Below are 23,969 nucleotides of genomic sequence, written 5' to 3'. Positions count from 1 at the left end.
GTGCTCCATTCCGGTGGAGCCACCATTGCAGCATTCCGCTGCGACCGGCGCAATCTTGCGATCGGCACGTCTGACCAAATGGGATGTCAGAACCAACGCGGCCAGAGGATCAGCCCCCAGCTCAACGCCGTCAGCATCAGCAGGAGGAACACCGCGGCTGACCCCATGTCTTTGGCACGCCCCGCCAGCTCGTGGAACTCCGGACTGACCTTATCCACCACCGCTTCGACCGCAGAGTTCAGCAGCTCGGCGGACAGCACCAGGATCGGGGGCAGCACCAGCGCGATTTTTTCCAGAGGCCCGTTGCCCACCCACAAGCCCAGCGGCACCAGCACAACGGCAAGGCACACCTCGAGCCGGAACGAAGCCTCATGGCGCCAGCCCGCCCGCAGCCCCTTCATGGACCACTTGAAGGCGTTCCAGATTTGCCGGGGCCCGCGGAAACCGGTGGCGGCCATGGTGTCGTCCTCTCTAACGTGCGGCACGGCCGCGCCCCCAGGCTGAGGGCATAAGCGGCGAATCATGCCACAGCGAGCCTCTCAGTGGCGCCTGAAACGCAGGTTTCTGCGTGCGGCAGCGCAACGTGGCCTGTATGACAGATGCGTTACCCTTGACCACTTTGTGACCCCATTCCGGGTTGCGCAAGCCGGCCGCGACGCGGTCGTTGTATGAACCGTAGTACGGACAATTGAATGGCAACCCCGAATCCGCCGGTCTCCCAGAGCCGCTCGTTCTACACCGTCTTTCTGATCGAAATGTGGGAGCGCTTCGGCTTCTACGGCATGCAGGTGCTCATGGTCACCTACATGATGAAGAAACTCGGCTTTATCGACACCAAAGCCAATCTGGTCTGGGGCGCAGCCGCAGCATTGATCTATGCCACACCCGCCATCGGCGGCTGGGTGGGCGACAAGCTCATTGGTACGCGGCGCACCATGCTGACCGGTGCGGTGGTGTTGACGCTCGGCTACGCCATGTTGTGGATTCCCTCCAACAATCCGACGCTGCTGTATTGCGCGCTGGGCGTGATCATTGTGGGCAACGGCTTCTTCAAGCCCAACGCCGGCAATCTGGTGCGCAAGATCTATGAAGGCGATGACGTGCGCATCGACAGCGCATTCACCATCTACTACATGGCAGTGAACGTTGGCTCGATGGTGTCGATGACGGCAACGCCGTGGATCCGCAACTACGTCGGCGAGCATTACGGCGATGCCATGGGCTGGCATACCGCCTTTGGCTCCTGCGCCGTCGGCCTTGCTCTAGGCCTGATCAACTACTCGCTGATGCAGCGCACGCTGGCGCACATCGGCTCGCCGGCAGACGATCATCCGGTGCAATTCAAGCGCGCGCTGGCATTGTTTTTCGCGTCGCTGGTTCTCGTGTTTGTCGCCGCCTTTATTCTGCAGAGCCTGCTGGCGGCGAAGATCTGCGTGTACCTTGCCGGCATCGTGATTCTGGGCATCTTTGCGCACCTGATCCGCGGCGCCGAAAAGAGCGAACGCGCCGGCCTGATCGCCGCACTGGTACTCACCGTGCAGACGATCTTCTTTTTTATCTTCTATGCGCAGATGGCAACGTCGTTGAATCTGTTTGCACAGAAGAACGTGAACCTCTCGTTCGACGTGTTCGGCTTCCATCTGTTCAACTGGATTCCGGAGCAGTACCAGAACCTCAACGCGATCTGGATCGTGATCCTGAGCCCGGTGCTGGTGTTCATCTACAACACGCTGGGCCGCGCCGGTAAAGACCCGTCGGTGGCCGCCAAGTTCGCTCTGGGCTTCGCCGCCGTAGCACTGGGCTTCTTTATGTATGGCTTCGGCGCACTGAGTGCCGTCGACGGCCAGGTGTCGTCCTGGACCATGGTCTGGGGTTACGGCCTGTACTCGCTCGGCGAACTACTGGTCAGCGGCCTGGGTCTGGCGATGATTGCCCGCTATGTACCCGCTCGCATGGGTGGCTTCATGATGGGCGCGTACTACGTGGCCGTGGGCATTTCGCAGTACCTGGGTAGTGTGGTGGCCAACCTCGCCGCCATGCCGGAGAACATCAGCAGCCCGGTCGAGTCGCTCAACATCTACGTCAGCCTGTTCAATAAGCTCGGCATTGTGGGTGTGGCCTGCACCGTCATTGCGGTGGTCATGTTGCCGCTGATGCGCCGCCTATCGCGCAGCCACGCCGAGGTGCATACGCCACTACCGGCCGTGCACAGCGAAGAAATCTGACCCCCCACTCGCCCCGCTCGTCGGGGCGAGTTCGTTCTGGAGCACCCGCAGGGTCCATAGTGACGCACCGCCCCATGCTGGCTCGGGGGCCTTGGTACAAACCGGCTAGTATCCCGGCCATGAAACGCCCCACTTCGCAGCAACGCATCGGCCCTCGCACCCTCTTTCGCAGCCTTGCCTGGCTGCGTATCTGTGCCATCGCCGGCCAAAGCACTGCCGTCCTGGTTTGCGCCCTCTGGATGAGGCTGGATATCCCCCTGCTACCGTTGATGGTGGGTATCGGGCTGCTGGCTGTCTTTGCGGTATTCGCCGCCTGGCGACTCGCCCAACCGTGGCCCATCCGCCAGTGGGAAACCATCCTGCACGTGGGTATCGACACGCTCGTGCTTGGCTACTTGCTGCATTTCACCGGTGGCGCGAGCAATCCATTCATCACCCTGCTGCTCGTTCCCATCGCGTTGAGTGCTGCCGCGCTGTCGGTGAATGCCGTGCTGGCAGTCGCGGCGCTGGTGGGCGCGGCCTACGCCGTCTTGTTGTTCTGGAACGTGCCCCTGCCGGTGTCCATGCATTCCACGGGTGGCTTTTCCCTGCACGTGCTGGGCATGGGCGTGAACTTCGTGATCATGGCAGTGCTGCTGGGTTTCTTTATCAACCGACTGGCACGCGCCGTGCGGCTGCAGCAACTGGAAGTGCAGCGCGTGCGCGAACGCGCCCTGCGGGACGAAGGCATTCTTGCCATTGCCACGCAAGCGGCCGGCGCGGCCCACGAGCTGAATACCCCGCTGGCGACCATGCGCACCCTGCTGCCCGAGCTGCGCCGCGAACATGCCACCGACACCGCGCTGTCGGATGATCTGACCCTGCTCGAGGGGCAGGTGGATCGGTGCCGGACCATTCTTCGCGAGATGGTGGCCTTCGGCAAAGCGCAGCTGTCCCAGGAGCCCGAACAGCTCACCGTCGACAGCTTCATTCACGGTTGCCTGGAGCGCTTCCAATTGCTGCGGCCGGAAGCCGACCTTGCCCTGGCCCTCGATCAGGAGGCCGCCCGCACCGTGCTCCGCACCCCACCCGGGTTGCGTCATGCCCTGCTCAACCTGCTGAACAACGCTGCCGATGCGTCGGCCCTGAAGCAATCGCAGGCCGTGGCACTGACGGTAAGGCGTGACAGCGGTTGGTTGGAGCTCATCGTGGCCGACCACGGCCCCGGCTTTTCCGATACCGACGAGCTGTCCGTACTCGGCCAGTCGCAGAAACTGACCGGGTTGGGCATTGGCCTGGCATTAGCTGAGGCCACGGCCGAACGCCTGGAGGGTGAGCTGATCGCCACCAATACCGGCAGCGGGGCGCAGATGCGCCTGCGCCTGCCCTTGTCGGTGATCGCCGCGTCATAATCAATGCGGCGGATAGCCACAGTGGCACATGGCCACATGTGAATGCGTTGTCGCAGCGCCCAAAATAGGTGCGACCGGCCCTGAGCCGCGGAGACCCCCATGAGCGACCAGCAACTTCTGATCATCGACGACGACGCCACGTTTGCCCGCGTGCTGGCACGCGCCCTGAGCTCGCGCGGCTTTGAAGTCATCACCGCCAGCAATGCCGACGAGGCACGCGCCCTCACCCGTCGCCACCAGCCACGCTACTGCGTACTCGACCTGAAGCTAGGCGAGGAAAATGGCCTGCGATTGATCCCGGAACTCCAGGCGCTGGTACCGGAGATCCGCGTGCTGCTGCTCACCGGCTACGCATCGATTGCCACCGCCGTGGAGGCTATCAAGCGCGGCGCCCACGATTACCTCGCCAAGCCGGTAGACGCCGATGCGGTGGTTCGGGCCCTGCTCGACGGCGACACCCAGGGCGCTGACGACGAAGTGATCGACGCGCCGGAGGCACCGCTCGCCCTACGCCGCCTGGAGTGGGAACACATCCAGCGCGTACTCACCGAATGCGACGGCAACATCTCCGAAACCGCCCGCCGCCTCGGCATGCATCGCCGCACGCTGCAGCGCAAGCTGAGCAAGCATCCGGTACGGGAACGCCCGGATAGCGAGGACTGAGGCCCCGCAACCACCAGGCGCCCATCCCCTTAGGCCAGCGAGGCGCCGCTGGTGACAAAAATTTGACGCCATCTTGGCACGGCGAATGCTTGTCTATTCACGCAACAACTGTGCGTCAGATCGCATTTAGCCAAATAGACGTTTCGGTTATATCGCTTTGTCCAGTGCCAAAAGCGCGTTACCTGTGACAGACTGCTCACCCATGGCGCTTACCCAACGTAGGCGCCATCAAGGCGCCGGCTAGGTGTCACAAGAAGATCAGGGAGGATCGTCAACTCATCCATTCAGGAGTCCTTTTAAGGGGGGGACGAATGAAGAGAGACGACTCTGGGGTACCACTCGATCTGCCATGCGCGAAAGCCCGCTATCGGGCATCGTTGGCGCGCGGGTTTACGCTGATCGAACTCATTATCGTTGTTGCGATAATCGCGATCCTGGCTGCGATTGCACTTCCCAGCTATCACAACCACGTGATGCACGGTAACCGCAATGCGGCCGAGGGCGTCATGCTCGACATGGCGGCGGCGCAGGAACGGTTTCTGATCGACAACCGCGCCTATACCACAAGCGTGACCCAGCTCGGGTATGCCACGCTGCCAGACAGCACCTCATCCAACTACAAGATCGCCGTGGCGACCAGTTCCGGTCCGCCGCCGAGCTACACCATCACGGCCACGCCCGTGGCCAACGGACCCCAGGCCAGCGATACGGTCTGCAACATCCTCACGCTGGCCAACGACGGCACCAAAGGCGTCCAATCGGCCAGCGGCTCCGTCACTCAATGCTGGCAATAAGCCTATGCGTACCCAGTCCGAAAGTGGCTTCACATTGGTCGAACTGATGGTCACGGTGACCATTGTTGTCATCTTGACGCTGCTCGCCGTCCCCAGCTTTGCTCCTATGTTGAACGGCCAGCGCATCAAGAATGCATCGCTTGACCTTGTTTCGACCGTCACGCTTGCGCGTAGCGAGGCCATCAAGCGCAACACGGTGGTCAACGTATCGGCCAATGCAGCGGGCTGGAATGCCGGCTGGTCGGTAGCGCCAGGAACGGCTGCCGCCATTCGCAGTGAAGCGGCCCTGAGTGGCATCACCATCACCGAAACCAACGCGAACACCCAGTTTCAGTTCGGCGGCAATGGGCGCATGCAGCAGCCCTTGAACGTCAGCTTCACCATCAAGCCCACCACGGCCATCACGGGTGTGCAGCCCGTTTGCGTCAAAGTCGGCGCCACCGGGCGCGCCCAAATCTTGACGGGAGCCTGCTCATGAAGCATCAGCGAGGCATGTTGATGATCGAGGTGCTGATCTCGATTTTCATCGCCGCGATAGCGCTGCTCGGCATGATCGGCTTGTCGATGAAGTCGTCGCACAATCAGATGGAGTCGTTTCAGCGCGTACAGGCGCTGACCCTGGTGCAGGACATGGTGTCGCGCATGAATGCGAATCGCCAGGTGGCAGCCTGTTATTCCGATGGAGCCACCGGTACGGTCACGACACAAACCTTGCCCTCGTGCACCGTCAACATCGTTGCGACCAGCACCGCAGCGCAACAGGCCATGGTTAACGCCGACCTGGCCGCCTGGCAAAGCGAGCTGCGAGGTGCCAGCGAGGTCAATGGCACCACCAACGTGGGCGCCATGATCGGTGCGACGGGATGCATCGCCCAAACCGACCCGGTCAACAACATCTATCGCATCACCGTCGCCTGGCAAGGCCTGACCTCCACTGTCGCGCCCACGCTCACCTGTGGAAAAGGCAACTTTGGCACCAACGATGCCTTACGCCGTGCCGTCAGCGTCAAAATCCAGATAGGCAACCTCACGTCATGACACGCCTACCTTCAAACGGATGCACGCGGAGCCATGGGGCACCACGCGCGTATCGCCCTCAACAGGGCGTTTCGCTGATCGAGTTGATGATCGCGATGGCCATTGGCTTGGTGCTGTTGGCGGCGCTGAGCACGTTGTATGTGGCAAATAGCAAAAACCACAACGAATTCAGCAAAACGTCCGCCCAGGTGGAGAACGGCCGCTTCGCCAACCAGTCCATCCAGCGCGACATCGCCATGTCGGGCTTCTTCGGACGTGCCAGCCTGCTGCCGACTTCACCAACCTATGGCAACCCGGATCTTTGTGCCACGACGCAAACCACACTCGGCTTTGGCACCACCGGTGGAGTGACGTTGCCAAACAGCCTTGTTGGCCGGGCCATCAATGCCGCGACGCCCGCCTGTCTGTCGACCTACAACGTGGTTCCCAACTCGGAAATGCTCACGGTCCGCTATGTATCAGGAGACGTTTCGGCTGCCGTGGATGGCACGAACTTCTTTCTGCAACTTTCACAGTGCAGCACCGATGCCGTGCCCCTGGTGTTCAGCAAGGTAAGTACGGACTTCAGTCTTCAGACCCTGGCCTGCAACGGCAAAGCCGCCGAACTTCGTCAATACGTGGTGCGCACGTACTTCCTTTCCACCTGCGACAACTGCTCGCCGAGCGACAACATTCCCACACTCAAGGTGGCTGAACTGAGCGGTGGCGCGGTGACCGTATCGTCCCTGGTCGAGGGCATCCAGGACATCCATTACAGCTACGGCGTGGATCAGGATGGCAATGGGTCACCCGATTGCTACGTCGACGACCCTGCGATCGATAACTCCGCCACATGTACCGGTGTGGCCACGTATAGCTGGGCCAATGCCGTGACCAATTGGTCCAATGTAACCACAGTGCGCGTCAGCGTGCTGTCTCGGAATACCGACTTCACCGCCGGATGGACAGATAGCCGTACCTACAACCTCGGGCGCACCACGGTTGATGGCGGACAGACTACGGATGGCCCCTACAACGACAACTACAAGCGCCACGTCTACACCTCGCTTGCGCGTGTGTGGAACACGGGTGGCATGAGGGAGATCCACTGATGAACAGCAGGCATGCCAGCCGGCGGTTGCAGCGCGGTTTCACACTGGTCACCACCATGATCTTCCTGATGATCTTCATGATCTCGGCAACCTCCATGGTCGGCGCCAGCCTTTCCGACATCAAAGTCGCCAACAACGAGCAGTTCCAGTTCGAAGCGCAGTCAGTGGCCCAGGAAGGCATCGAATACGTGGTGAGTCAGCCCTTCACGCAGACGCTGATTACCGGCACCACCCCACTTCAGGTGAAGCTCTATGGCACCGCCATCACCTACACCGCGCAGGTCGCGGCACCGGTATGCGATGCCATCACGCCCGTGCTCGGCTCCTCGCTGAATCCAAATGTCGCTACGGACGTGGCCTGCGAAATGTCGTCCAAGCAGTCCTCCTACGGCCAGATCAATTCTGGAACAAATACCAATACCCCCTGCTCAGACACGCAATGGGATGTGCAGTCCTCGGTGACCGACGCGAATGTATCGGCAACGGCAGTCGTTCTTCACCAGGGCATTTCAGCGCGTATGTTCACGCCGTCCGCGCTGGCCGAATGCCATTGAAGTCCCCTTTTCACCTTTCTTCCGGGATCGTGCCATGAGCATGCATCGTCAACTCTTGCGTCGTGTACTGCCCGTTGCGCTGCTCGCTGCGACGGCCTCCGTGCTTTCTCCGTTTGTCAGTGCGGAGGACATCGACATCTACGCGCCGCCGATCAGTGCGCAACCAGGTGGCACGCCTGATCTGATGATCTTGTTGGATACTGCCAGCGCATGGAACGGCGCCGTTACGTTTACCTGCCCGCCCGTCAATGGTGTGCAACCCACCTCATCGAACAACGCGGGAAAAGATGCGGGCTTTGTGCAATGCGCGCTTTACCAGGCGGTCTACGATCTCGGCCAGAGCACCTCGCTATCCGGCAACATCAATGTTGGCCTGATGCGCTACAACATCAAGAAGGATGGCACGGCAAACACGGGCCAGACCTTTTCCGGTAATGGCGCAACGCTGAAATCGCCATCGGTGATGGGTTCGCCGGGCCCCGCCCCGCAGCCACTTCCATTGATTGGCGGACCCACGTCTGCTGGCGTGACCAACCTGAATTCGCTGTTGACCACCATTGTGGGACTGGATCGCACGGCGGACGGATCCAACAACGAGAATATGGGTACGGCCTTGCAGGAAGTGTGGGCCTACTATGCCGCCAAGGTGGGTCTATCCAACGAGAGCTACACCAACCTCGTCAACAGCGACTATTGCCGGAAGAACTTTCACGTCTTCATCGCCGGTGCCTTTACCAATACCAAAGCGGGCGCGAATGTCGACTGGCTGACGCCACTGCAGGCGGCGGGCGCGACTTCCGCACAGCAAGCGGTAGTCACCATCCCCGCGCCCAACAACAAATACCAGGGACAAGGCGGCGGCCCGGAATGGGCTCGCTTCATGTTCCAGAACGACCTGTCCGGTGGAAAGGACCCAAGCGGTATCGAGAACATCGTTACCTACACCATCGTCGTGACGGACGGCAGCAATCCGAATTTAGTCGCCTATATGCAGGCGATGGCGTCCAATGGCGGTGGCAAAGCCTTCATCGTCAACGTGAACGATGCCAATCCACTGCAGGAACTGGTCAATGCCTTGCTGCAGATTTTTGGCGAAGTCGAGGCAGTCAACAGCGTGTTCTCCTCGGTGAGCTTGCCGCTCAGCGTAAACAACCAGGGTACGTACCAGAACCAGTTCTTCTACGGCATGTTCCGTCCGGAGAGCAGCTTCTTGCCGCGCTGGTGGGGCAATCTCAAGCAGTATCAGGCGGGCTTCAGCGGCGGCGGCGTAGCGCTGGTGGACTCGGCTGGCAATCTCGCCATCAACAACAACACGGGCTTCATTACGCAGAGCGCAGTGAGCTTCTGGACCACCGCAGCCAATACCGTGGGTACTGCACAGTGGCCGAGCACGGGTTACTGGTACAACACGTGGCAAGCCAATGGACAGAGTTTTGGTGCGGGTGGCGCTTTCGATTCGCCCGATGGCGAGAAAGTTGAGAAAGGCGCCGTCGCGGAAGTGCTTCGCGGCACGAACCTGGCAAGCGATGTCCGCACGGTCTACACCTGCAGCAACAGCACGAATGCCTGCAGCACGACCGCGCTGGATAAGTTTGCTACCAGCAATGCGACGCTGATAGCCAATGCCAATACGGCCTTCGGCACCTCGAGCAGCACGGTGCCCAGTACCAGCACACTGGTCAACTGGGTGCGCGGCGAAGATCTGGCGAACAACGAAACCGAGCCGGGCCCGTACGGGTTAACGCCCACGCTGCCCAACAGTTACACCTCCACGGCACGCCCATCCATTCATGGTGATGTGCTGCACTCGCAGCCTGCCGTGATCAACTACGGTGGCACCACCGGTGTAGTGGTTTTCTACGGTTCCAACGACGGCATGTACCACGCCATCAATGGCAACGAGACGGCGAGCATCACCAGTGGCACCGTCACGGTTCCCGCAGGCGGCGAACTGTGGTCCTTTGTCGCGCCGGAGTTCTTCCCGCGCTTTGCGCGCCTCTACAACAACAGTCCTTCGGCGAAGTTCGGCGCCAACCCACCGAACGGTTCGACACCGAAGGACTATTTCTTCGATGGCTCGACGGCGGTGTTCATCGATAACCGGCCTGCCAGCACCACCTATGGCTCCAAGTACATCTACCTCACGCCCCGTCGCGGCGGTAGCTTCATTTACGCGTTCGACGTCACCAATCCGCTGGCGCCTAAGTTCCTCTGGGAGAAAACCAAGGCCGACCTGCCGGAGCTGGGCGAAGCGTGGTCGCAGCCGATCATTACCCAGGTGTCCGTTGCCGGCCAGACCAACCCTGTGCTGATCATGGGTGGTGGTTACGATACGGCCGAAGACAGCGACCCGCCGCCCGCCAGCGACAGCGTGGGGCGCGCCATCTACGTGATCGACGCCGTCACCGGCACGCCACTGTGGGCTGCGCAGCAGAGCTGCTCCAATGCCCCCAAGAAGGGGACCTGTGTGGCCGTTGCCGGCATGACACACTCCATACCGTCCACCATCACCCTGCTCGATCGCAATGGCGACGGCTATACGGATCGCCTGTATGCCACCGACGTAGGCGGCAATATCTGGCGCGTCGATCTGCCGTTGACCGGCGGCTTCACCGCATGGTCGGTCAGCCAGTTGGCCAGCCTGGGTGGCACCGGCAACAACGCGCGCAAGTTTTTCTATCCGCCCGATGTGGAGACGACCCCGCTAGGTTATGACGTGGTGGTGGCTTCGTCGGGTGACCGCGAACACCCGCTTTACTCGGCATCGCCGGGCACGGCCAGCCAGGTACAGAACGCGTTCTTCTCGATCCAGGATCCCAACACCGGCACCAGCGTACCCACCACCTGGACGCCCATTACCGAATCCAATCTGGCCTTCCTGTACACCAGCGGACAGACGCCCGTGGCGTACACCTCGACCACCCCGTCCTCCTCGGGTGGCACGAGCCAGGGTTTCTTCATCAACTACCAGGCCAGCGAAAAGGGCGTCAATGCACCGCTTATCGTGTCTGGCTACACCTACTTCGGCACCAACACGCCAACGCAGCCGAGCTCGACGCCGGTCTGTCAGGCCAACCTGGGTATCGCTCGCGGTTATGCCGTCAGCTTCCTCACCGGGCTTGGCCTGAACCAATACGGCTTTGTGCCATTTAATGGCGGTGGTATGCCGCCTTCGCCGGTATTCGGTTTCGTGCAGATTGGCACGGGCGCATCGATGCAGACCGTGGGCGTGTTGATCGGCGGCGGCAACCAGGCCTCCGCGGGTGCTCAGGACGGCTCTTCCGCCCTTGGCGCGCAGCAGATATCGCCGCCCAGCTTCCACACACGCAAGCGCACGTATTGGTATCAGGAAGGCGTCAAATAAGGGAGCAGTGTTTCGCGCAGCACGCTCAGGCCTACCCGGTTGTGGAACCGAAAGCCTGAGCGTGCTTAGCCTTGAACTGATGGACCGCAAGCAGGAGCAAGGATAGGCACAGGCCTGGCGCGCCTCTGCCCCCTGTCGGCTGACTCAGGGACCGCTGTTGCTTTCAGCGGCAGGCAGCGGCTCAGCGGTGCCGTCGTCCTCATCGCCATAGATGGCGACATGCGGCACGCCGTCGGCACCGATCCAGCCGCGATACATGCCATCGGTATTGAACGGCATGGTGACGGTGCCATTGGCATCCACGGCGATGGCGCCACCGTTGCCACCCATCGATGGAATTTCCTGATTGATCACCTCGGCAGCCGCACGGCGCAGCGGCACTCGCATCTGCGTCACGCGCATGCAGATTTCATGCGCTGCCACCGTACGTATGTAGTACTCGCCCCAGCCCGTTCCGGATACGGCACAACCGGAGTTGGCATAGGTGCCCGCGCCGATGATCGGTGAATCGCCCACCCTGCCCCAGCGCTTGTCATTCATGCCGCCGGTGGAGGTGCCTGCCGCGAGATGCCCATCGGCATCCAGCGCCACGGCGCCGACCGTGCCGAAATGTTTGGCCGTCTCCACGTCCGAATGCTTGGTGTGCTCGGCATCTTCCTTCAGCGCCTTCTGCAGTTGCTGCCAGCGCTCATCGGTACGGAAATACGAAGGGTCGACCAGCTCGATGCCCGCCTGCCTGGCGAATTCTTCCGCACCCTCGCCGACCAGCATCACGTGCTGGGATTTCTCCATCACGGCACGCGCCAGCAGGATCGGGTTCTTCACGCGATGTACGCCGGCGACGGAGCCGGCCTCCAGCGTGTTGCCGTCCATGATCGCCGCATCCAGCTCGTTTTTGCCATCGTGCGTAAAGACGGAGCCCTTGCCGGCGTTGAAGTTCGGGTCGTCCTCGAGCACGGTGATGGCGGCAGCCACCGCATCCACGGCCGGCTTGCCTGCCTTCAGCTGGGCATACCCGTTCTTGAGTGCCAGGGTCAACGCGGCGCGTACGGCCTTGTCCCTGGCGGGGCTCATCTCACGCTTGATAACCCCGGCGCCCCCGTGGATCACCAGCACCGGCGATGCGGCGTGGCTCACGGAGGCCATCCCCAGTGCCGCGATGGCTGCGACAAGACGACTGGACTTCACAGACATACTCCCTTGACCTTGGCCGGAGTATAGCCAGCCGCCTTGTCCATGCTCATCCGGATGGCCGGCCGGGCCAGGGCATCAACGCCCCCGGACCTTTGCAAGGCGTGTCCGGTCACCATTCCGTCGTATCCTTGGCAGCTGGCTACCCCCTGCAAGAAGGCATCGCAATGGACAAGGTTTATGCAAGCGCGGCGCAAGCTCTCGACGGGCTGCTGTTCGACGACATGACCATCGCCGCCGGCGGCTTCGGCCTGTGCGGCATTCCCGAGAACCTGATCGCGGCGCTGCTGGCGGCCGGCACTAAGGGACTCACCATCGTGGGCAACAATGCCGGCGTTGATGATTTCGGCATGGGCCCGCTGCTCAAGACGCGCCAGGTGAAGCGCGTGTACGCCTCTTATGTGGGCGAGAACAAGGAATTCGAACGCCAGGTGTTGGCCGGCGAGCTGGAACTGCACCTGGTACCGCAGGGCACACTGGCCGAGAAGCTGCGCGCGGGTGGTGCCGGCATTCCCGGCTTTTATACGCGCACGGCCTTTGGCACCAAGCTGGCCGAAGGCAAGGAAACCAAGGTATTCAACGGCAAGGAGTACGTGCTGGAAGAAGCGATCCATGCCGATGTTTCGATCATCAAGGCCTGGAAGGGCGACCGCCTGGGCAACCTGGTGTTCCGCAAGACCGCGCGCAACTTCAACCCGATGATCGCCACCTGCGGCAAGATCTGCGTGGCCGAAGTGGAAGAGCTGGTCGACGTCGGCACGCTCGAGCCGGACAACATCCACGTGCCGGGTATCTACGTGGACCGCATCATCAAGGGCCCGTCGTACGAGAAGCGCATCGAGTTCCGCACCATCGCAGGCGCCAACACCGGCAAGGAAAGCCCGATCCGCACCGCCATGGCGCAACGCGCGGCGAAGGAACTGCAGGATGGTTTCTACGTGAACCTCGGCATCGGCATCCCGACGCTGGTAGCCAATTACATTCCGCCGGGCATGGACGTCACCCTGCAGTCGGAAAATGGCTTGCTCGGCATCGGCCCGTTCCCGGATGACGCGCACGTCGATCCGGACCTGATCAATGCCGGCAAGCAGACCATCACCACCCTGCCAGGCTCCAGCTTCTTCTCCAGCGCGGAGTCGTTCGCGATGATCCGCGGCGGCCATATCGATCTGTCGATTCTCGGCGGCCTGGAAGTGTCCTGCACCGGCGATCTCGCCAACTGGATGGTGCCGGGCAAGATGGTCAAGGGCCCCGGCGGCGCGATGGATCTGGTCAGCGGCGTGAAGCGCGTGGTGGTGCTGATGGAGCACACCGCGAAGGACGGTTCGCCGAAGATCAAAGATCAGTGCGACCTGCCGATCACCGGCAAGGAGTGCGTGGACCTGATCATCACCGACCTGTGCGTGTTCTCGGTCGAGAAGGGCAAGGGCCTTACCCTGATCGAGCTGCAGGATGGCGTGACTGTCGATGACGTCAGGGCCAAGACAGGCTGCCATTTCCTAGTCTCGCCCGGCCTCTGAACCACGGCGTACTCCCCCTGGATGTTCCGTCGTAAAATGGATTGCCCAATGACGGGCATGTCCAAGACAAGCATCAAGGGGGATAGCGATGCGCAAATTGATTTTTGTGTTGCTGGTGCTGGCCGCCAGCAACAACTGTGTGGCTGCGGCGCCAGAACTGGTACGTCAGATCTCGGCAAAAGACAGCTTTCTTCAGGGTACGGAACGCCTGTTTCCTGCCGACATCCAACGAGATGCCGCGTCAAGCGCGCTTGCCGAAGGTGGGATGTGGATGACCACCCCCGATGGCGAACGTCTTTTCGCCAAGACCGTCCGCGTGGATAAACAGCGTGACGGCAACCAGACCTGGATCGGCAAAGTAGCCACGAAAGATGGTGAACGCAGTATTGTCATCACCTTTGGTAAGGACGCTGTGTTCGGCTCTTTGCTCTCCTCGCAGGGCAAGCCGCTGCGACTGATCACGCAGAACGGCAAGACTTATATCGCCAAGCAAGACGAACAAGCGGCTGCAGCACGTGCCGTGCTGCAGGTTCCAAGCGCCCCTCCGGCCATCGACTACGTACTGCCACCTGCCGTCAGCCCCACCAGCAGTGACGTTCCCCGTACCCAGGCCGCTTTGGCGATGGCCACATCGGGAACAAGCCCTGGCGTGGACCTGTTGCTGGGCTACACCCCGGGTATGGTGACCCAGCTGGGCTCCGTATCAGCGGTCGTTACACGCCTGAACTACCTGGTCGCCGTTGCCAATCAGGCTTACAGCGACAGTCAGGTCAACGGCCATGTGCGACTGGTCGGCACGATGCAGGTGAACTATCCAGATTACAGCGCCGACGGCACCGTGCTCAGTGACATGATCAATACGTCCACCACCGGCCCGCTGGCAGCCCTACGCGCGCGTCGCCAGATGCTTGGCGCTGACCTGGTGAGTCTGGTCCGCCCATTTTCATCAAGCGGCCAAGGTGGTGTTTGCGGCCTCGGATATCTCAATTTCGCAGGTGGACAGGCGATCACCACAGCATCCGCACCCTATGGGTATTCCACGATCGGTGATGGCTCTAACGGCGGCTACTACTGCCTCGACGTCACCCTTGCACACGAGATGGGACACAACATGGGTCTGGCCCATGACATCGCCGATGCCACTGGCCCTGGCGTGTTTCCCTACGCCTATGGCTGGCGGCAGACGTTGGCCAGCGGAAGCTTCTTCACGATCATGGCCTACGGCACCGGTAACCAGCAGTCCGTTCCCTACTTCGCCAATCCCGCCATCAGCCTTTGCAACGGAAATCCCTGCGGAGACCCGGTCCAGGCCAATCAGACCCTTGCACTGAATCAAACCATGCCGACGATCGCGGCATTCAATATCCGACAGGAACCCTACGTGGATCTTGATGGTGATGGTTCAGCCGATCTGTTGCTGCAGAACCCTTCACAAGGGCAGTACGCATCCATCCTTGTCCAAGGTGCGGTAGCTCAAACCGGAAAGATTGTCTCGGTCGCCACCGGTTACCGGATCGCCGCCGTAGGGGACTTCGACGGAAATGGCGCCACCGACCTGGCCTGGACTAGCGCCGCCAATGACCTGTACATCTGGATGAATGACGGCAGCGGCAATTTCACCGCTACCTCTTTGGGTGTCTATCCAGCCGGCTGGACCCTCATAGGGGCTGCCGATCTCAACGGTGACGGCAAGGCAGACCTGTTGTGGATGAACAATTCAACGCACCAGTTTGGCTACTGGCTCATGGATGGCGCCAGGCAAATCGGCATCCAAACAATCAATGTGGCTGCGGGTTATTACATCGCGGCCGTTGGTGACCTTGAGGGAAATGGCCATGTGGATCTGGTCTGGACCAGTCCCGCCAATGACCTGTACTTCTGGATGAACAATGGTAGCGCTGGGTTCACCAGCGTACGCGGCGACAACTACCCGGCTGGCTGGCAGCTGATCGGTGCTGGTGACGTCAACGGCGACCAAAAAGCTGACTTGATCTGGACGAACGACACAACACAGCAGTTCGGATACTGGACAATGAATGGCGCCGCGCGCACGGGCTACGTGATCAACTCTATGCCTGCCGGCTACCATATTGCTGCGATCGACCGGTTCTCGACACCAGCAGCCAGCATCCTCTGGAACGCGCCGGGCAACACGCTCTATCTTTGGCAAAACGATGGCAGCGGAAACTTTACCTCGACGCAAATGTTGAGCTTCCCGGATACGCAGGGTGGCGGTTTCTTTTGGGCATACCCCAGTGGCTGGAGCGTCGTCTCTGGATTGATCAGCAAGCCATAAAGGACTAGCTGGCGACCACGCTCTGGGAGTCGGGAAAACGTATACGCGCGATGTGTCGACGACCATCGCGCGTCTGCAACTCCAGCGGCCAATGGAAGCGCTCGCTGATGCGCTGGGCAATGGCCAGTTCGAAGCCATGACGATCGGCCCCGTTCGGCGTCGATGTTTCTCCGCGATGCGTCACCGTCACCACACCGGGCATCACGGTAATCACCACGGTGCCGCCCTCGGCCTGCTGGCAGGCGTTACGTATCAGCTGCCAGCAGAGCACCGCGAACACGCGCGGCGAACCATGCAAGGCGAAACGCGCAGGCTCTTCGAGCTCCAGCGTGATCGGGCGCCCCTCCAGCATGTCCAGCACATCTGGCAGTTCGTGGCGAATCACGTCGTTCACCACGAAATCCTCTTCCGTGAGCCCGTTATCCGACTCGCGCGCGAGGATCAGCAGCGCTTCGACCAAGGCCTCCATCTCACGCGTCGATCGCTTGATGCGCTGCACGGAGCGCTGGCCAAACTCGCCCAGCGACGGATCATCCGCCAACATGTCGGCTGACATCTTGATCACCGTGAGCGGGCTACGCAGCTCATGGCTGGCATCGCGGGTGAAGCTGCGCTCGCGCTGGTTGTAGCCAACGATACGGTTGGCGAATGCATACAAGCTGCTGGCCAAGGTCGCCACATCGGCATCGGTGCGGCGCGGCAGCTGGTCAGGGCGCCAGCCATCCAGATCCAGCGACTGCTCGTCCCAGCGACTGACCGCTTCGGCAAGCCGGCTCACCGGTGCCCACGCGCGGCGCGCGGCAAGCCAGGCCAGCGCGCTGATGATCACGATCAACGCCAGCACCGCACCCACCGGCGCCACGTCATAGAAACCCATCAGGCACGCGATCACGATGGCCAGCATTTGCAGGCCAAAGATGATCGAAATGCGTCGATGAAACAGTCCGCGCTGAAAAACCAGCGCGGACTGTGCACTGCCCCTGCTAGCCATAATCAATTCATGAGGACGTCATCATGCCGGCTGCGAGGCGGACGCCACCTCCGATTCAAGATCGGCAAGGCGGTAACCGGCGGAGTGGATGGTATGCAACAGAGGACGATCGAACGGTTTGTCGATCACCCTGCGCAGGTTATAGAGATGGGAACGCAGCGTATCGGAGTCGGGGAGTGTATCGCCCCAGATCTCACGCTCGATATCGCGGCGGCTCACCACACGAGGCGATTCCCGCATCAGGATCGCCAGCAGTTTCAGGCCAATCGGCGATACGGTGAGCTCCTGCCCACTGCGCACCAGGCGCAGGGTGGCGGTATCCAGGGTCATGTCGCCCACGGTAAGGATTTCGGTGGAGACCTGGCGGCGGTCGCGACGGATCAATGCCCGCAGGCGCGCCTCCAGTTCGCGCACCTCGAACGGCTTGACCAGATAGTCATCTGCACCCGCTTCCAGTCCCACCAGCTTGTCTTCGAGGGTGTCGCGGGCGGTAAGCATCAATACCGGCGTGGACTTCTTGGCGTCACGTCGTAGCTTTCGACACACATCCAGGCCATCCATGCCCGGCAGCATCAGGTCGAGCACGACCACGTCATAACTGTTGGACACGGCCAAATGCAGTCCGCTCACGCCGTCGGCGGCGTAGTCGACCGAGTAGCCACGGCGCTCCAGAAATTCGCCCACCATCTCGGCAATCTGGCGGTTGTCTTCGACCAGCAGAATCAGTCCCGATTGTTCGTCGCGCGAGCTCATCCCTTCCTCCTGAACTGATTTCACAAAGGTGAACAGCTAACGACCCGCATCGTGAGGACCATGTGAAATCCGGAAGACCGGTTCACATGGGGTTGTGACCGTATTCACGTTAGCGCAACAGCGGCTGTAATGCCCCCCAGACGTTGTCCAGCACCAGCGGCTGCGCCGAGGCCACCGGATGCAGGCCATCCTCCTGCATCAGCGCCGGTTTTAGCGCGACGCCATCGAGCAAAAAGGGCACCAGCGCGGTTTTCTTCTCGTGCGCCAGACCTGCGTACACCGCGCGCAGGCCATCCCGGTACTGGGGACCATAGTTCACGGGCAGCTCAATCCCCACCAGCACCACGCGCGCCTTGGCCTGCTGACCGGCATCGACCATGGCTGCCAGGTTGTCGCGCAGCTGCGCCAGCGGCAAACCGCGCAGGCCGTCATTGGCGCCCAGTTCTATCACCAGCACGGAGGGGTGCGTCTTCTCCAGCAGCGCAGGAAGCCGATTGCGGCCACTTAGCGAGGTCTCCCCGCTGATGCTGGCATTGACCACCGTCCAGCCCGGCTCCATCTTGGCTAGACGGTCGCCGAGCAAATGCACCCAGCCAGACTCGACCGGAATGTTGTGCGCGGCGGATAACGAGTCCCCCAGCACGAGCACGGTTTTCGGCGAGGCTGCGTGAGCGGCCTCGACGAGGGCACCCAGCAGGCCCAGCAAGCAAAGGAAACGACGCATGAGTGGTAGTGCCTCTGTTCTGACCAATGGCGTTCTTTTGGACGCGGCCGATGTTAGCAAGTCGGTTCAAGGCCCCGAAGGCCGGCTGGATATTCTCACCAGCGTGTCGCTGCAGGTACGTGAGGGAGAGAGTTTCGCCATCGTCGGCGCCTCCGGCTCGGGCAAAACCACCTTGCTGGGCTTGCTGGCGGGACTGGATACACCAAGCAGCGGCCACATCGCGCTCGACGGCCACCCGCTCGAACGCATGGACGAGGAGGCCAGGGCTGATCTGCGCCGTCGCCTGGTGGGTTTCGTGTTCCAGTCGTTTCATCTGCTGCCGGCCCTCACTGCCGAAGAGAACGTGATGCTGCCGCTGGAGCTGGAAGGCCGTGACGACGCACGCGCCCGGGCACGCGAAGCGCTCGACGCCGTGGAATTGACCGCGCGCCGCCGCCACTACCCTGCCCAGCTATCCGGTGGCGAGCAGCAACGCGTCGCGATTGCGCGCGCCTTCGTGCACGGCCCTCGTCTTTTGTTTGCCGATGAGCCGACGGGCAATCTGGACCAGCGCACCGGCCAGCATGTCAGCGACCTGATGTTTGCGCTGAATCACGATCACCGCACCACGCTGGTGCTGGTGACGCACGACCCCCGGCTGGCCGCACGCTGCGCCCGGCAGGTAACGCTGGATAGCGGGCGCGTGGTCGCGCCGTCTCGCGCATCCACCGCGGTAGCGCCATGAAGCTGCTAGCACTCTCCCTGCGCAGCCTGCGCCGCGAATGGCATCTGCCGGAACTGCGCACACTGGGCGCCTCGCTGGTGCTCGCGGTGGTGGCGCTCGGCGTGGTGGCCACGCTGTCCACCCGCATGGAACGCGGCGTGCTGGCCAGCGCGGCCGAGCTGATCGGCGGCGACGTGGGTATCAGTGCCCCGCAAGCGCTGCCAGCAACGTATGCGCAGCAAGCGGCACAACGCGGATTGCAGGTGACGCAAGGCGCCAGTTTCCCCAGCGTCGCGTTTGCTCACGAACAAAGCCAGCTGTTGGATGTGCTGGCCACCGACGGCAACTATCCACTGCGCGGCACGCTGGAAATCCACCAGGCGGAACATGGAAATGCGGTCGGCCATGGCCCTCCCGCCGGTACGGTCTACCTGGATCACCGTGCGCTGGTAGCGCTTAGCCTGAAGGTCGGTGACACCGTGCAGGTGGGCGGGCGCGACCTGCGCATCGGCGCTGAGTTGATCCGCCAACCGGACGGCGGCGAGCTCGTCGCCATGGCACCACGGGCGCTGATGAATATCGCGGACGCCGAACAGGCCGGCCTGCTCGGCGTGGGCAGTCGTGCCCGTCACCGCCTGCTCGTCGCCGGATCTCCCAATGAGGCGCAGGAATGGCGCCAGTGGGTGCAGTCGCAAACCCTGCCCCAGGGCGCGGAACTGATTACCCCGGAACAAACGCAGGAGCGCATGCGCAGTGCCTTCGACCGCGCCAGCGCGTTTCTGCGGCTCACCGCGCTGCTGTCCGCGCTGCTGGCGGGCGTTGCCATCGCGATGGCCGCACAGCGCTACGCACGCCGCAAGACCAACGAAGTAGCCCTGCTCCGTGCCCTGGGTACGCCACGCCGGCAGGTGCTTGGTCTGCTGACCGGCACGCTGGGCCTGCTCGCCATTCCGGCGGTCACGCTCGGGGCATTGGTCGCGCTGCTTCTTGCGCAGATCACCTGGGGGTTCGCCAGCCAGATGTTCTCCGGCGTGCCCACGACGATGCCTTTGGGTCCGGCAGCCGCCGCGGCCGTGATGGGGCTGGCGGTCCTCGCGGGCTTTTCGTTGCCGCCGCTGGTGCGGCTTGCCGAAGTGCCTCCGGTGGCCGTGTTCCGTGAGAGTACGGCGCGACGCGTGCGCCGCTTCGATGCGCTCTACCTCGTGCCGGCGCTGGTGGCGTTGCTGCTGATCTGGAGCCAGAGCGGCTCCGCCAAACTGGCGGGCATACTCGCGGTGAGTCTGCTGGGCGTTGCCGTGGTCGCCGCCCTGCTCTCTGCGTTGCTGCTGTGGATCGCACGACGCGTGGCGCCCGGTGCGCACCCCGCACTACGCCTGGGCCTGGCCGCTCTCGCACGCCGTCGCAGCATGAGCCTGCTGCAGGCCACCGCGCTGAGCCTGGGTCTGGTCGCGCTATTGCTGCTCGCTATCGTCGCACCGGCCCTGCTGGAAGGCTGGCGCCGTGAGTTGCCGGCCGATACGCCCAATTGGTTCGTACTCAACCTGCAGACGGATCAACGTGCGGGCTTCGAGCAAACCCTGGCCGAGATCGGCGGCCAGAAGCTCAACATGCTGCCACTGGCCGTGGGCAAACTCACCGCCATCAACGGCCGCCCCATCGACCAGCTCACTTTCAAGGACGAGCGCGCGAAGGATTGGGTCGACCGGCAGCTGCGCCTTTCCTGGGCCAGCGAGCTACCGCCCAGCAATGAGGTGATCGCTGGCCAGTGGCAGGGCGAGCACCCGGCGCAGGCGGAGGTATCGATCGACACCATGTGGCGCGACCTGTTTGCGCTGAAGGTCGGCGACACCATGCGCTTCAATGTGGGCGAAGGCAGCATCGAGGCTCGCGTAAGCAGCATCCGCAAGGTCGACTGGACGTCGTTCCGCGTGAACTTCTTCCTGGTATTCGACCCCGCCCACGCCAGCACGCTGCCACATACCTGGATAGCCAGCTTCTACCTGCCGCGCGGCCACACCGAGGCGCTGGCGAAACTCTCACGCGACTACAGCAACCTCAGCCTGATCGATGTCGACGCCATGCTCGATCGCGTGCGCGAGATCGTGGCCCAGGTAAGTGGCGCCGTGCGCTGGGTGCTCGGCTTCAGCCTGCTGGCCGGCGCACTCGTGCTGGCTGCCGCACTGGCCGCCAGCGCGCAGGAGCGTCGCCACGAGGCCGCGCTGTTGCGCACGCTGGGCGCACGGCGCAGTCAGCTGCGTGCCGCCGCAGCGTGCGAGTTTGCACTGCTAGGTCTGGTAGCCGGGCTCACGGCGGCGTTCGGCGCTGCCGGCACTGGCCTGTGGCTGGGGCATGCCATCTTCCATATCGAACACTTCGTGCCGCCACTCGGTTCGCTGCTGCTGGCCGCACTGGCAGCTGCCGCCGTGGTGATGATGCTGGGCCTGGCTGGTACCTCGCGGGTAAGCCGCACGTCGCCCATGCGCCTGCTGCGGGAGTCCTGAGTTTTGCACACACCGTCATGGATCGCCCGGTTGGCGCAGGAACGTCTGCTCCTCTGCTTTGCACTGTTGGCAGCCGTGTTGGCCGTGGCCGATCCCCGACCGTTGGCCGACTACCAGCGCTGGTTGCAGGCGCCTACGCTAGCGGGCTTGCTTGGGCTGCTGATCTGCATCCAGGGCATCCGCGATAGCGGACTGGTGCAGCACGCAGCGGCTGCACTGCTCGAGCGCACGCATTCACTGCGTGGACTGGGGCTGTTGCTGGTCAGCATGGCGGCTGTCCTATCCATGGTGCTGACCAATGACGTCAGCCTGTTTCTGCTGGTGCCGATGACCCTCGCCATCGGCCGCATCTCCAATGTGCCAGTGATGCGCGTGGTGGTGCTGGAAGCGCTGGCGGTCAATGCGGGATCGACCTTAAGCCCCATCGGCAATCCGCAGAACCTGTTGCTATGGCAGTACATGCATCTGCCATTTCTCACTTTTGTGCGCACCATGCTGCCGGTGTTCGGCGTCATGTTTGTCTTGCTTCTGTTGCTCACTTGGGTGTGGATGCCACGCGGCCGCGTGGTGCTGCACGCTGAGGATATAGACGGCCATCCCATCTCTGCCTCACAGGCCATCCTCTCCATCGCCGCACTGGCGAGCATGGTGCTGATGATGGAGCACAACCACGCGCTGCTCGGCGCCCTGTTGCTGCTGGTGCCATTCGTGCTGTTGGAACGGAGCATCCTGGCCCGCGTGGACTGGCTCTTGCTGGCAACATTTGCCGCAATTTTTCTTGCGCTGGGACACTTTGCTGAACTGGGTGTCGTGCAACGCGCGTTGGACGGACTTGATCTCGAAAACCCGCTCACGCTCTACATCACCGGTATCGCCACCTCGCAGGTGATCAGCAATGTGCCTGCTACGGTGCTGCTACTTCGTCACGCACCCGATGCCATGATGCTGGCAGTGGCAGTGAACGTGGGTGGGTTCGGCCTGGCCATCGGTTCACTGGCCAACCTCATCGCATTGCGGCTGGCGGGGCAGCCGCGCGGTGCGCGGCTGCTGCATCTGGTCTCCATCCCGTTTCTGCTTGTTTGCGCGCCACTGGTGTATCTGGTGTGGCGGTGGCTGGGATGAGTCAAATGGTGCTCAGAGGCGAAAAGAAATGGACCTGGGGCTAGATTGCCCCCTCACCCCAGCCCTCTCCCCGAAGGGGAGAGGGAGCCAAGACTCGTATGGAAATCTCGCGAGTAACTCTTAGTCGTCGCCACGATCGCGCGGCACACTCACCTTCCCCGTCACACCCGAGTGGCTGATGTCACCGCTGCCCTTCGCGCCCACCGAGAAATCACCATGCACATCGCGTACGCGCAGATCACCCGAGCCCAAGGTATCCACCCGAACGCCGCCCGTGACGGCGCGGATGGTGACATCGCCCGAACCCACGCTGCCGACACGGGCATCGCCACGCACGCCATCGACCTTCAGATCGCCTGAACCGACCGAGCCGACATCGAGACTACCCACGTCATTCACTTCCACGACGCCCGAACCCACACTCATCGCGAACGCACCGGCGATTTTGTGGACATGGAGATCGCCCGAGCCCACTTTGGTCTGCAGGCTCTGCACGCCGGTGACCGAGGCGTCGCCGGAACCCACGTTGAGCACCACCGGCATTTGCGCGGGCAGCTGCATGTCCAGCTTCAGGCTGGTGGAGCTGTGCATGAATAGGCTGACGCTCATGTGATGCTCGCTGCCGGCTTCGACGATCAAGCGATCGCCTTCGCGCCGTTGCGTGACCACCAGCTCGTCCAGCAATTTGGGATCCGATGCACAGGCGCGCCCGGTCACGGTGCCACCCTTTGTCCCGCCGTCGCCGTTGAGGTGGAGGTCGTAGCTGTGCAGATCCACTTGCACCTCGCGTACCCCGGCAAGGTCCAGCGTGAGATTGCGGGGCGCCTGGTACTTGCACTCATCGGCGTGCGAAACCAGCGGGGCAAACAACAGAGCGGCTAGGAACAGACGGCGCATAACGGGCTCCTCATTGATCGGACGAAGAGTGAGATGAGGCGGGCAGGCAAAAGGTTTAGAGCCCTCGCCCGCTTTCCTCGTCAACGCGACCGCGCGAACGACGTTTGAGGCACCACGCCCCTCGAGAAGGTCGATGGTCGTCACCTGACTA

At 62.3% G+C, this 23,969-nt stretch carries 20 protein-coding genes; 14 read left to right on the top strand and 6 right to left on the bottom strand.

Going from position 1 to position 23,969, the window contains the following annotated elements; all coding sequences use genetic code 11:
- Nucleotides 1-86: 86 nt before the first annotated feature.
- Nucleotides 87-458, bottom strand: a complete 372-nt coding sequence (locus tag OQE56_RS06370) for a diacylglycerol kinase (protein ID WP_267222647.1) — start codon at nt 456-458, stop codon at nt 87-89.
- Nucleotides 459-692: 234 nt separating this feature from the next.
- On the opposite strand from OQE56_RS06370, the gene OQE56_RS06365 reads away from it, so the two are divergent.
- From OQE56_RS06365 to OQE56_RS06320, 9 genes are all read left to right on the top strand, one after another.
- Nucleotides 693-2,225, top strand: a complete 1,533-nt coding sequence (locus tag OQE56_RS06365; RefSeq protein ID WP_267222645.1) for a peptide MFS transporter — start codon at nt 693-695, stop codon at nt 2,223-2,225.
- 119 nt (nt 2,226-2,344) lie between these two features.
- Nucleotides 2,345-3,616 carry an ATP-binding protein gene (locus OQE56_RS06360; protein ID WP_267222643.1) on the top strand — a complete coding sequence of 424 codons (1,272 nt, stop codon included), beginning with the start codon at nt 2,345-2,347 and terminating at the stop codon, nt 3,614-3,616.
- A 99-nt stretch (nt 3,617-3,715) separates the two neighbouring features.
- Complete coding sequence (locus tag OQE56_RS06355; RefSeq protein WP_267222642.1) at nt 3,716-4,279, top strand: response regulator transcription factor; 564 nt, start codon at nt 3,716-3,718, stop codon at nt 4,277-4,279.
- A 311-nt stretch (nt 4,280-4,590) separates the two neighbouring features.
- Entirely contained in the window at nt 4,591-5,073 is a 483-nt protein-coding gene (locus tag OQE56_RS06345; protein ID WP_323748557.1) for a type IV pilin protein, read from the top strand.
- Nucleotides 5,074-5,077: 4 nt separating this feature from the next.
- Nucleotides 5,078-5,551 (top strand): GspH/FimT family pseudopilin, encoded by a 474-nt coding sequence (locus OQE56_RS06340; RefSeq protein WP_267222640.1) that lies wholly within the window; start codon nt 5,078-5,080, stop codon nt 5,549-5,551.
- The gene (gene pilV, locus OQE56_RS06335; protein ID WP_267222638.1) at nt 5,548-6,111 is read left to right on the top strand and encodes a type IV pilus modification protein PilV; all 564 of its coding nucleotides are present in this window, start codon (nt 5,548-5,550) and stop codon (nt 6,109-6,111) included. Before OQE56_RS06340 ends, pilV begins: the two co-directional genes overlap by 4 nt.
- A complete protein-coding gene (locus tag OQE56_RS06330; protein ID WP_425601601.1) occupies nt 6,108-7,202 on the top strand; it encodes a PilW family protein in 1,095 nt (364 codons plus the stop codon). Before pilV ends, OQE56_RS06330 begins: the two co-directional genes overlap by 4 nt.
- Nucleotides 7,202-7,756: a type IV pilus modification PilV family protein gene (locus tag OQE56_RS06325; RefSeq protein ID WP_267222634.1), complete on the top strand. Its 555-nt coding sequence runs from the start codon at nt 7,202-7,204 to the stop codon at nt 7,754-7,756. The genes OQE56_RS06330 and OQE56_RS06325 overlap by 1 nt, the downstream gene beginning before the upstream one ends.
- 34 nt (nt 7,757-7,790) lie before the next feature.
- A complete protein-coding gene (locus OQE56_RS06320) occupies nt 7,791-11,120 on the top strand; it encodes a pilus assembly protein (protein ID WP_267222632.1) in 3,330 nt (1,109 codons plus the stop codon).
- 144 nt (nt 11,121-11,264) lie between these two features.
- Here the strand turns inward: OQE56_RS06320 and OQE56_RS06315 are convergent, their stop codons facing one another.
- A complete protein-coding gene (locus tag OQE56_RS06315) occupies nt 11,265-12,314 on the bottom strand; it encodes an isoaspartyl peptidase/L-asparaginase family protein (protein WP_425601600.1) in 1,050 nt (349 codons plus the stop codon).
- 164 nt (nt 12,315-12,478) lie between these two features.
- Here OQE56_RS06315 and OQE56_RS20075 point away from each other — a divergent pair, with 164 nt between their 5' ends.
- The gene (locus OQE56_RS20075; RefSeq protein ID WP_323748556.1) at nt 12,479-13,831 is read left to right on the top strand and encodes a 3-oxoacid CoA-transferase; all 1,353 of its coding nucleotides are present in this window, start codon (nt 12,479-12,481) and stop codon (nt 13,829-13,831) included.
- Nucleotides 13,832-13,919: 88 nt separating this feature from the next.
- On the top strand, nt 13,920-16,127 hold the full coding sequence (locus OQE56_RS06300; protein WP_267222630.1) for a reprolysin-like metallopeptidase: 2,208 nt from the start codon (nt 13,920-13,922) through the stop codon (nt 16,125-16,127).
- 4 nt (nt 16,128-16,131) lie between these two features.
- Here the strand turns inward: OQE56_RS06300 and OQE56_RS06295 are convergent, their stop codons facing one another.
- The 3 genes from OQE56_RS06295 to OQE56_RS06285 form a co-directional block, all read right to left on the bottom strand.
- Nucleotides 16,132-17,118, bottom strand: a complete 987-nt coding sequence (locus tag OQE56_RS06295) for a sensor histidine kinase (protein ID WP_267222628.1) — start codon at nt 17,116-17,118, stop codon at nt 16,132-16,134.
- Nucleotides 17,119-17,139: 21 nt separating this feature from the next.
- Entirely contained in the window at nt 17,140-17,871 is a 732-nt protein-coding gene (locus tag OQE56_RS06290; protein WP_267222626.1) for a response regulator transcription factor, read from the bottom strand.
- Between the two features lie 109 nt (nt 17,872-17,980).
- Nucleotides 17,981-18,595 carry an arylesterase gene (locus tag OQE56_RS06285; RefSeq protein WP_267222624.1) on the bottom strand — a complete coding sequence of 205 codons (615 nt, stop codon included), beginning with the start codon at nt 18,593-18,595 and terminating at the stop codon, nt 17,981-17,983.
- On the opposite strand from OQE56_RS06285, the gene OQE56_RS06280 reads away from it, so the two are divergent.
- From OQE56_RS06280 to OQE56_RS06270, 3 genes are read left to right on the top strand one after another with little or no spacing between them, the layout of a single operon-like run.
- Nucleotides 18,594-19,319 carry an ABC transporter ATP-binding protein gene (locus OQE56_RS06280; RefSeq protein ID WP_267222622.1) on the top strand — a complete coding sequence of 242 codons (726 nt, stop codon included), beginning with the start codon at nt 18,594-18,596 and terminating at the stop codon, nt 19,317-19,319. The genes OQE56_RS06285 and OQE56_RS06280 overlap by 2 nt on opposite strands.
- Nucleotides 19,316-21,799 carry an ABC transporter permease gene (locus OQE56_RS06275; RefSeq protein WP_267222621.1) on the top strand — a complete coding sequence of 828 codons (2,484 nt, stop codon included), beginning with the start codon at nt 19,316-19,318 and terminating at the stop codon, nt 21,797-21,799. The genes OQE56_RS06280 and OQE56_RS06275 overlap by 4 nt, the downstream gene beginning before the upstream one ends.
- A gap of 3 nt (nt 21,800-21,802) precedes the next feature.
- On the top strand, nt 21,803-22,921 hold the full coding sequence (locus OQE56_RS06270) for an SLC13 family permease (protein ID WP_267222619.1): 1,119 nt from the start codon (nt 21,803-21,805) through the stop codon (nt 22,919-22,921).
- 120 nt (nt 22,922-23,041) lie between these two features.
- On the opposite strand, the gene OQE56_RS06265 is transcribed toward OQE56_RS06270, so the two are convergent.
- Nucleotides 23,042-23,818 carry a DUF4097 family beta strand repeat-containing protein gene (locus OQE56_RS06265; protein ID WP_267222618.1) on the bottom strand — a complete coding sequence of 259 codons (777 nt, stop codon included), beginning with the start codon at nt 23,816-23,818 and terminating at the stop codon, nt 23,042-23,044.
- Nucleotides 23,819-23,969 lie beyond the last annotated feature (151 nt).

This window comes from Dyella silvae, assembly GCF_026421305.1.
Taxonomy (GTDB): domain Bacteria; phylum Pseudomonadota; class Gammaproteobacteria; order Xanthomonadales; family Rhodanobacteraceae; genus Dyella; species Dyella silvae.
This window is presented reverse-complemented; position numbering and strand designations above follow the sequence as displayed.

What these genes read in the sequence shown, in the direction of transcription:
- OQE56_RS06370 (WP_267222647.1), bottom strand. Translation starts at nt 458, where the DNA reads ATGGCCGCCACCGGTTTCCGCGGGCCCCGGCAAATCTGGAACGCCTTC.
- OQE56_RS06365 (WP_267222645.1), top strand. Translation starts at nt 693, where the DNA reads ATGGCAACCCCGAATCCGCCGGTCTCCCAGAGCCGCTCGTTCTACACC.
- OQE56_RS06360 (WP_267222643.1), top strand. Translation starts at nt 2,345, where the DNA reads ATGAAACGCCCCACTTCGCAGCAACGCATCGGCCCTCGCACCCTCTTT.
- OQE56_RS06355 (WP_267222642.1), top strand. Translation starts at nt 3,716, where the DNA reads ATGAGCGACCAGCAACTTCTGATCATCGACGACGACGCCACGTTTGCC.
- OQE56_RS06345 (WP_323748557.1), top strand. Translation starts at nt 4,591, where the DNA reads ATGAAGAGAGACGACTCTGGGGTACCACTCGATCTGCCATGCGCGAAA.
- OQE56_RS06340 (WP_267222640.1), top strand. Translation starts at nt 5,078, where the DNA reads ATGCGTACCCAGTCCGAAAGTGGCTTCACATTGGTCGAACTGATGGTC.
- pilV (WP_267222638.1), top strand. Translation starts at nt 5,548, where the DNA reads ATGAAGCATCAGCGAGGCATGTTGATGATCGAGGTGCTGATCTCGATT.
- OQE56_RS06330 (WP_425601601.1), top strand. Translation starts at nt 6,108, where the DNA reads ATGACACGCCTACCTTCAAACGGATGCACGCGGAGCCATGGGGCACCA.
- OQE56_RS06325 (WP_267222634.1), top strand. Translation starts at nt 7,202, where the DNA reads ATGAACAGCAGGCATGCCAGCCGGCGGTTGCAGCGCGGTTTCACACTG.
- OQE56_RS06320 (WP_267222632.1), top strand. Translation starts at nt 7,791, where the DNA reads ATGAGCATGCATCGTCAACTCTTGCGTCGTGTACTGCCCGTTGCGCTG.
- OQE56_RS06315 (WP_425601600.1), bottom strand. Translation starts at nt 12,314, where the DNA reads ATGTCTGTGAAGTCCAGTCGTCTTGTCGCAGCCATCGCGGCACTGGGG.
- OQE56_RS20075 (WP_323748556.1), top strand. Translation starts at nt 12,479, where the DNA reads ATGGACAAGGTTTATGCAAGCGCGGCGCAAGCTCTCGACGGGCTGCTG.
- OQE56_RS06300 (WP_267222630.1), top strand. Translation starts at nt 13,920, where the DNA reads ATGCGCAAATTGATTTTTGTGTTGCTGGTGCTGGCCGCCAGCAACAAC.
- OQE56_RS06295 (WP_267222628.1), bottom strand. Translation starts at nt 17,118, where the DNA reads ATGGCTAGCAGGGGCAGTGCACAGTCCGCGCTGGTTTTTCAGCGCGGA.
- OQE56_RS06290 (WP_267222626.1), bottom strand. Translation starts at nt 17,871, where the DNA reads ATGAGCTCGCGCGACGAACAATCGGGACTGATTCTGCTGGTCGAAGAC.
- OQE56_RS06280 (WP_267222622.1), top strand. Translation starts at nt 18,594, where the DNA reads ATGAGTGGTAGTGCCTCTGTTCTGACCAATGGCGTTCTTTTGGACGCG.
- OQE56_RS06285 (WP_267222624.1), bottom strand. Translation starts at nt 18,595, where the DNA reads ATGCGTCGTTTCCTTTGCTTGCTGGGCCTGCTGGGTGCCCTCGTCGAG.
- OQE56_RS06275 (WP_267222621.1), top strand. Translation starts at nt 19,316, where the DNA reads ATGAAGCTGCTAGCACTCTCCCTGCGCAGCCTGCGCCGCGAATGGCAT.
- OQE56_RS06265 (WP_267222618.1), bottom strand. Translation starts at nt 23,818, where the DNA reads ATGCGCCGTCTGTTCCTAGCCGCTCTGTTGTTTGCCCCGCTGGTTTCG.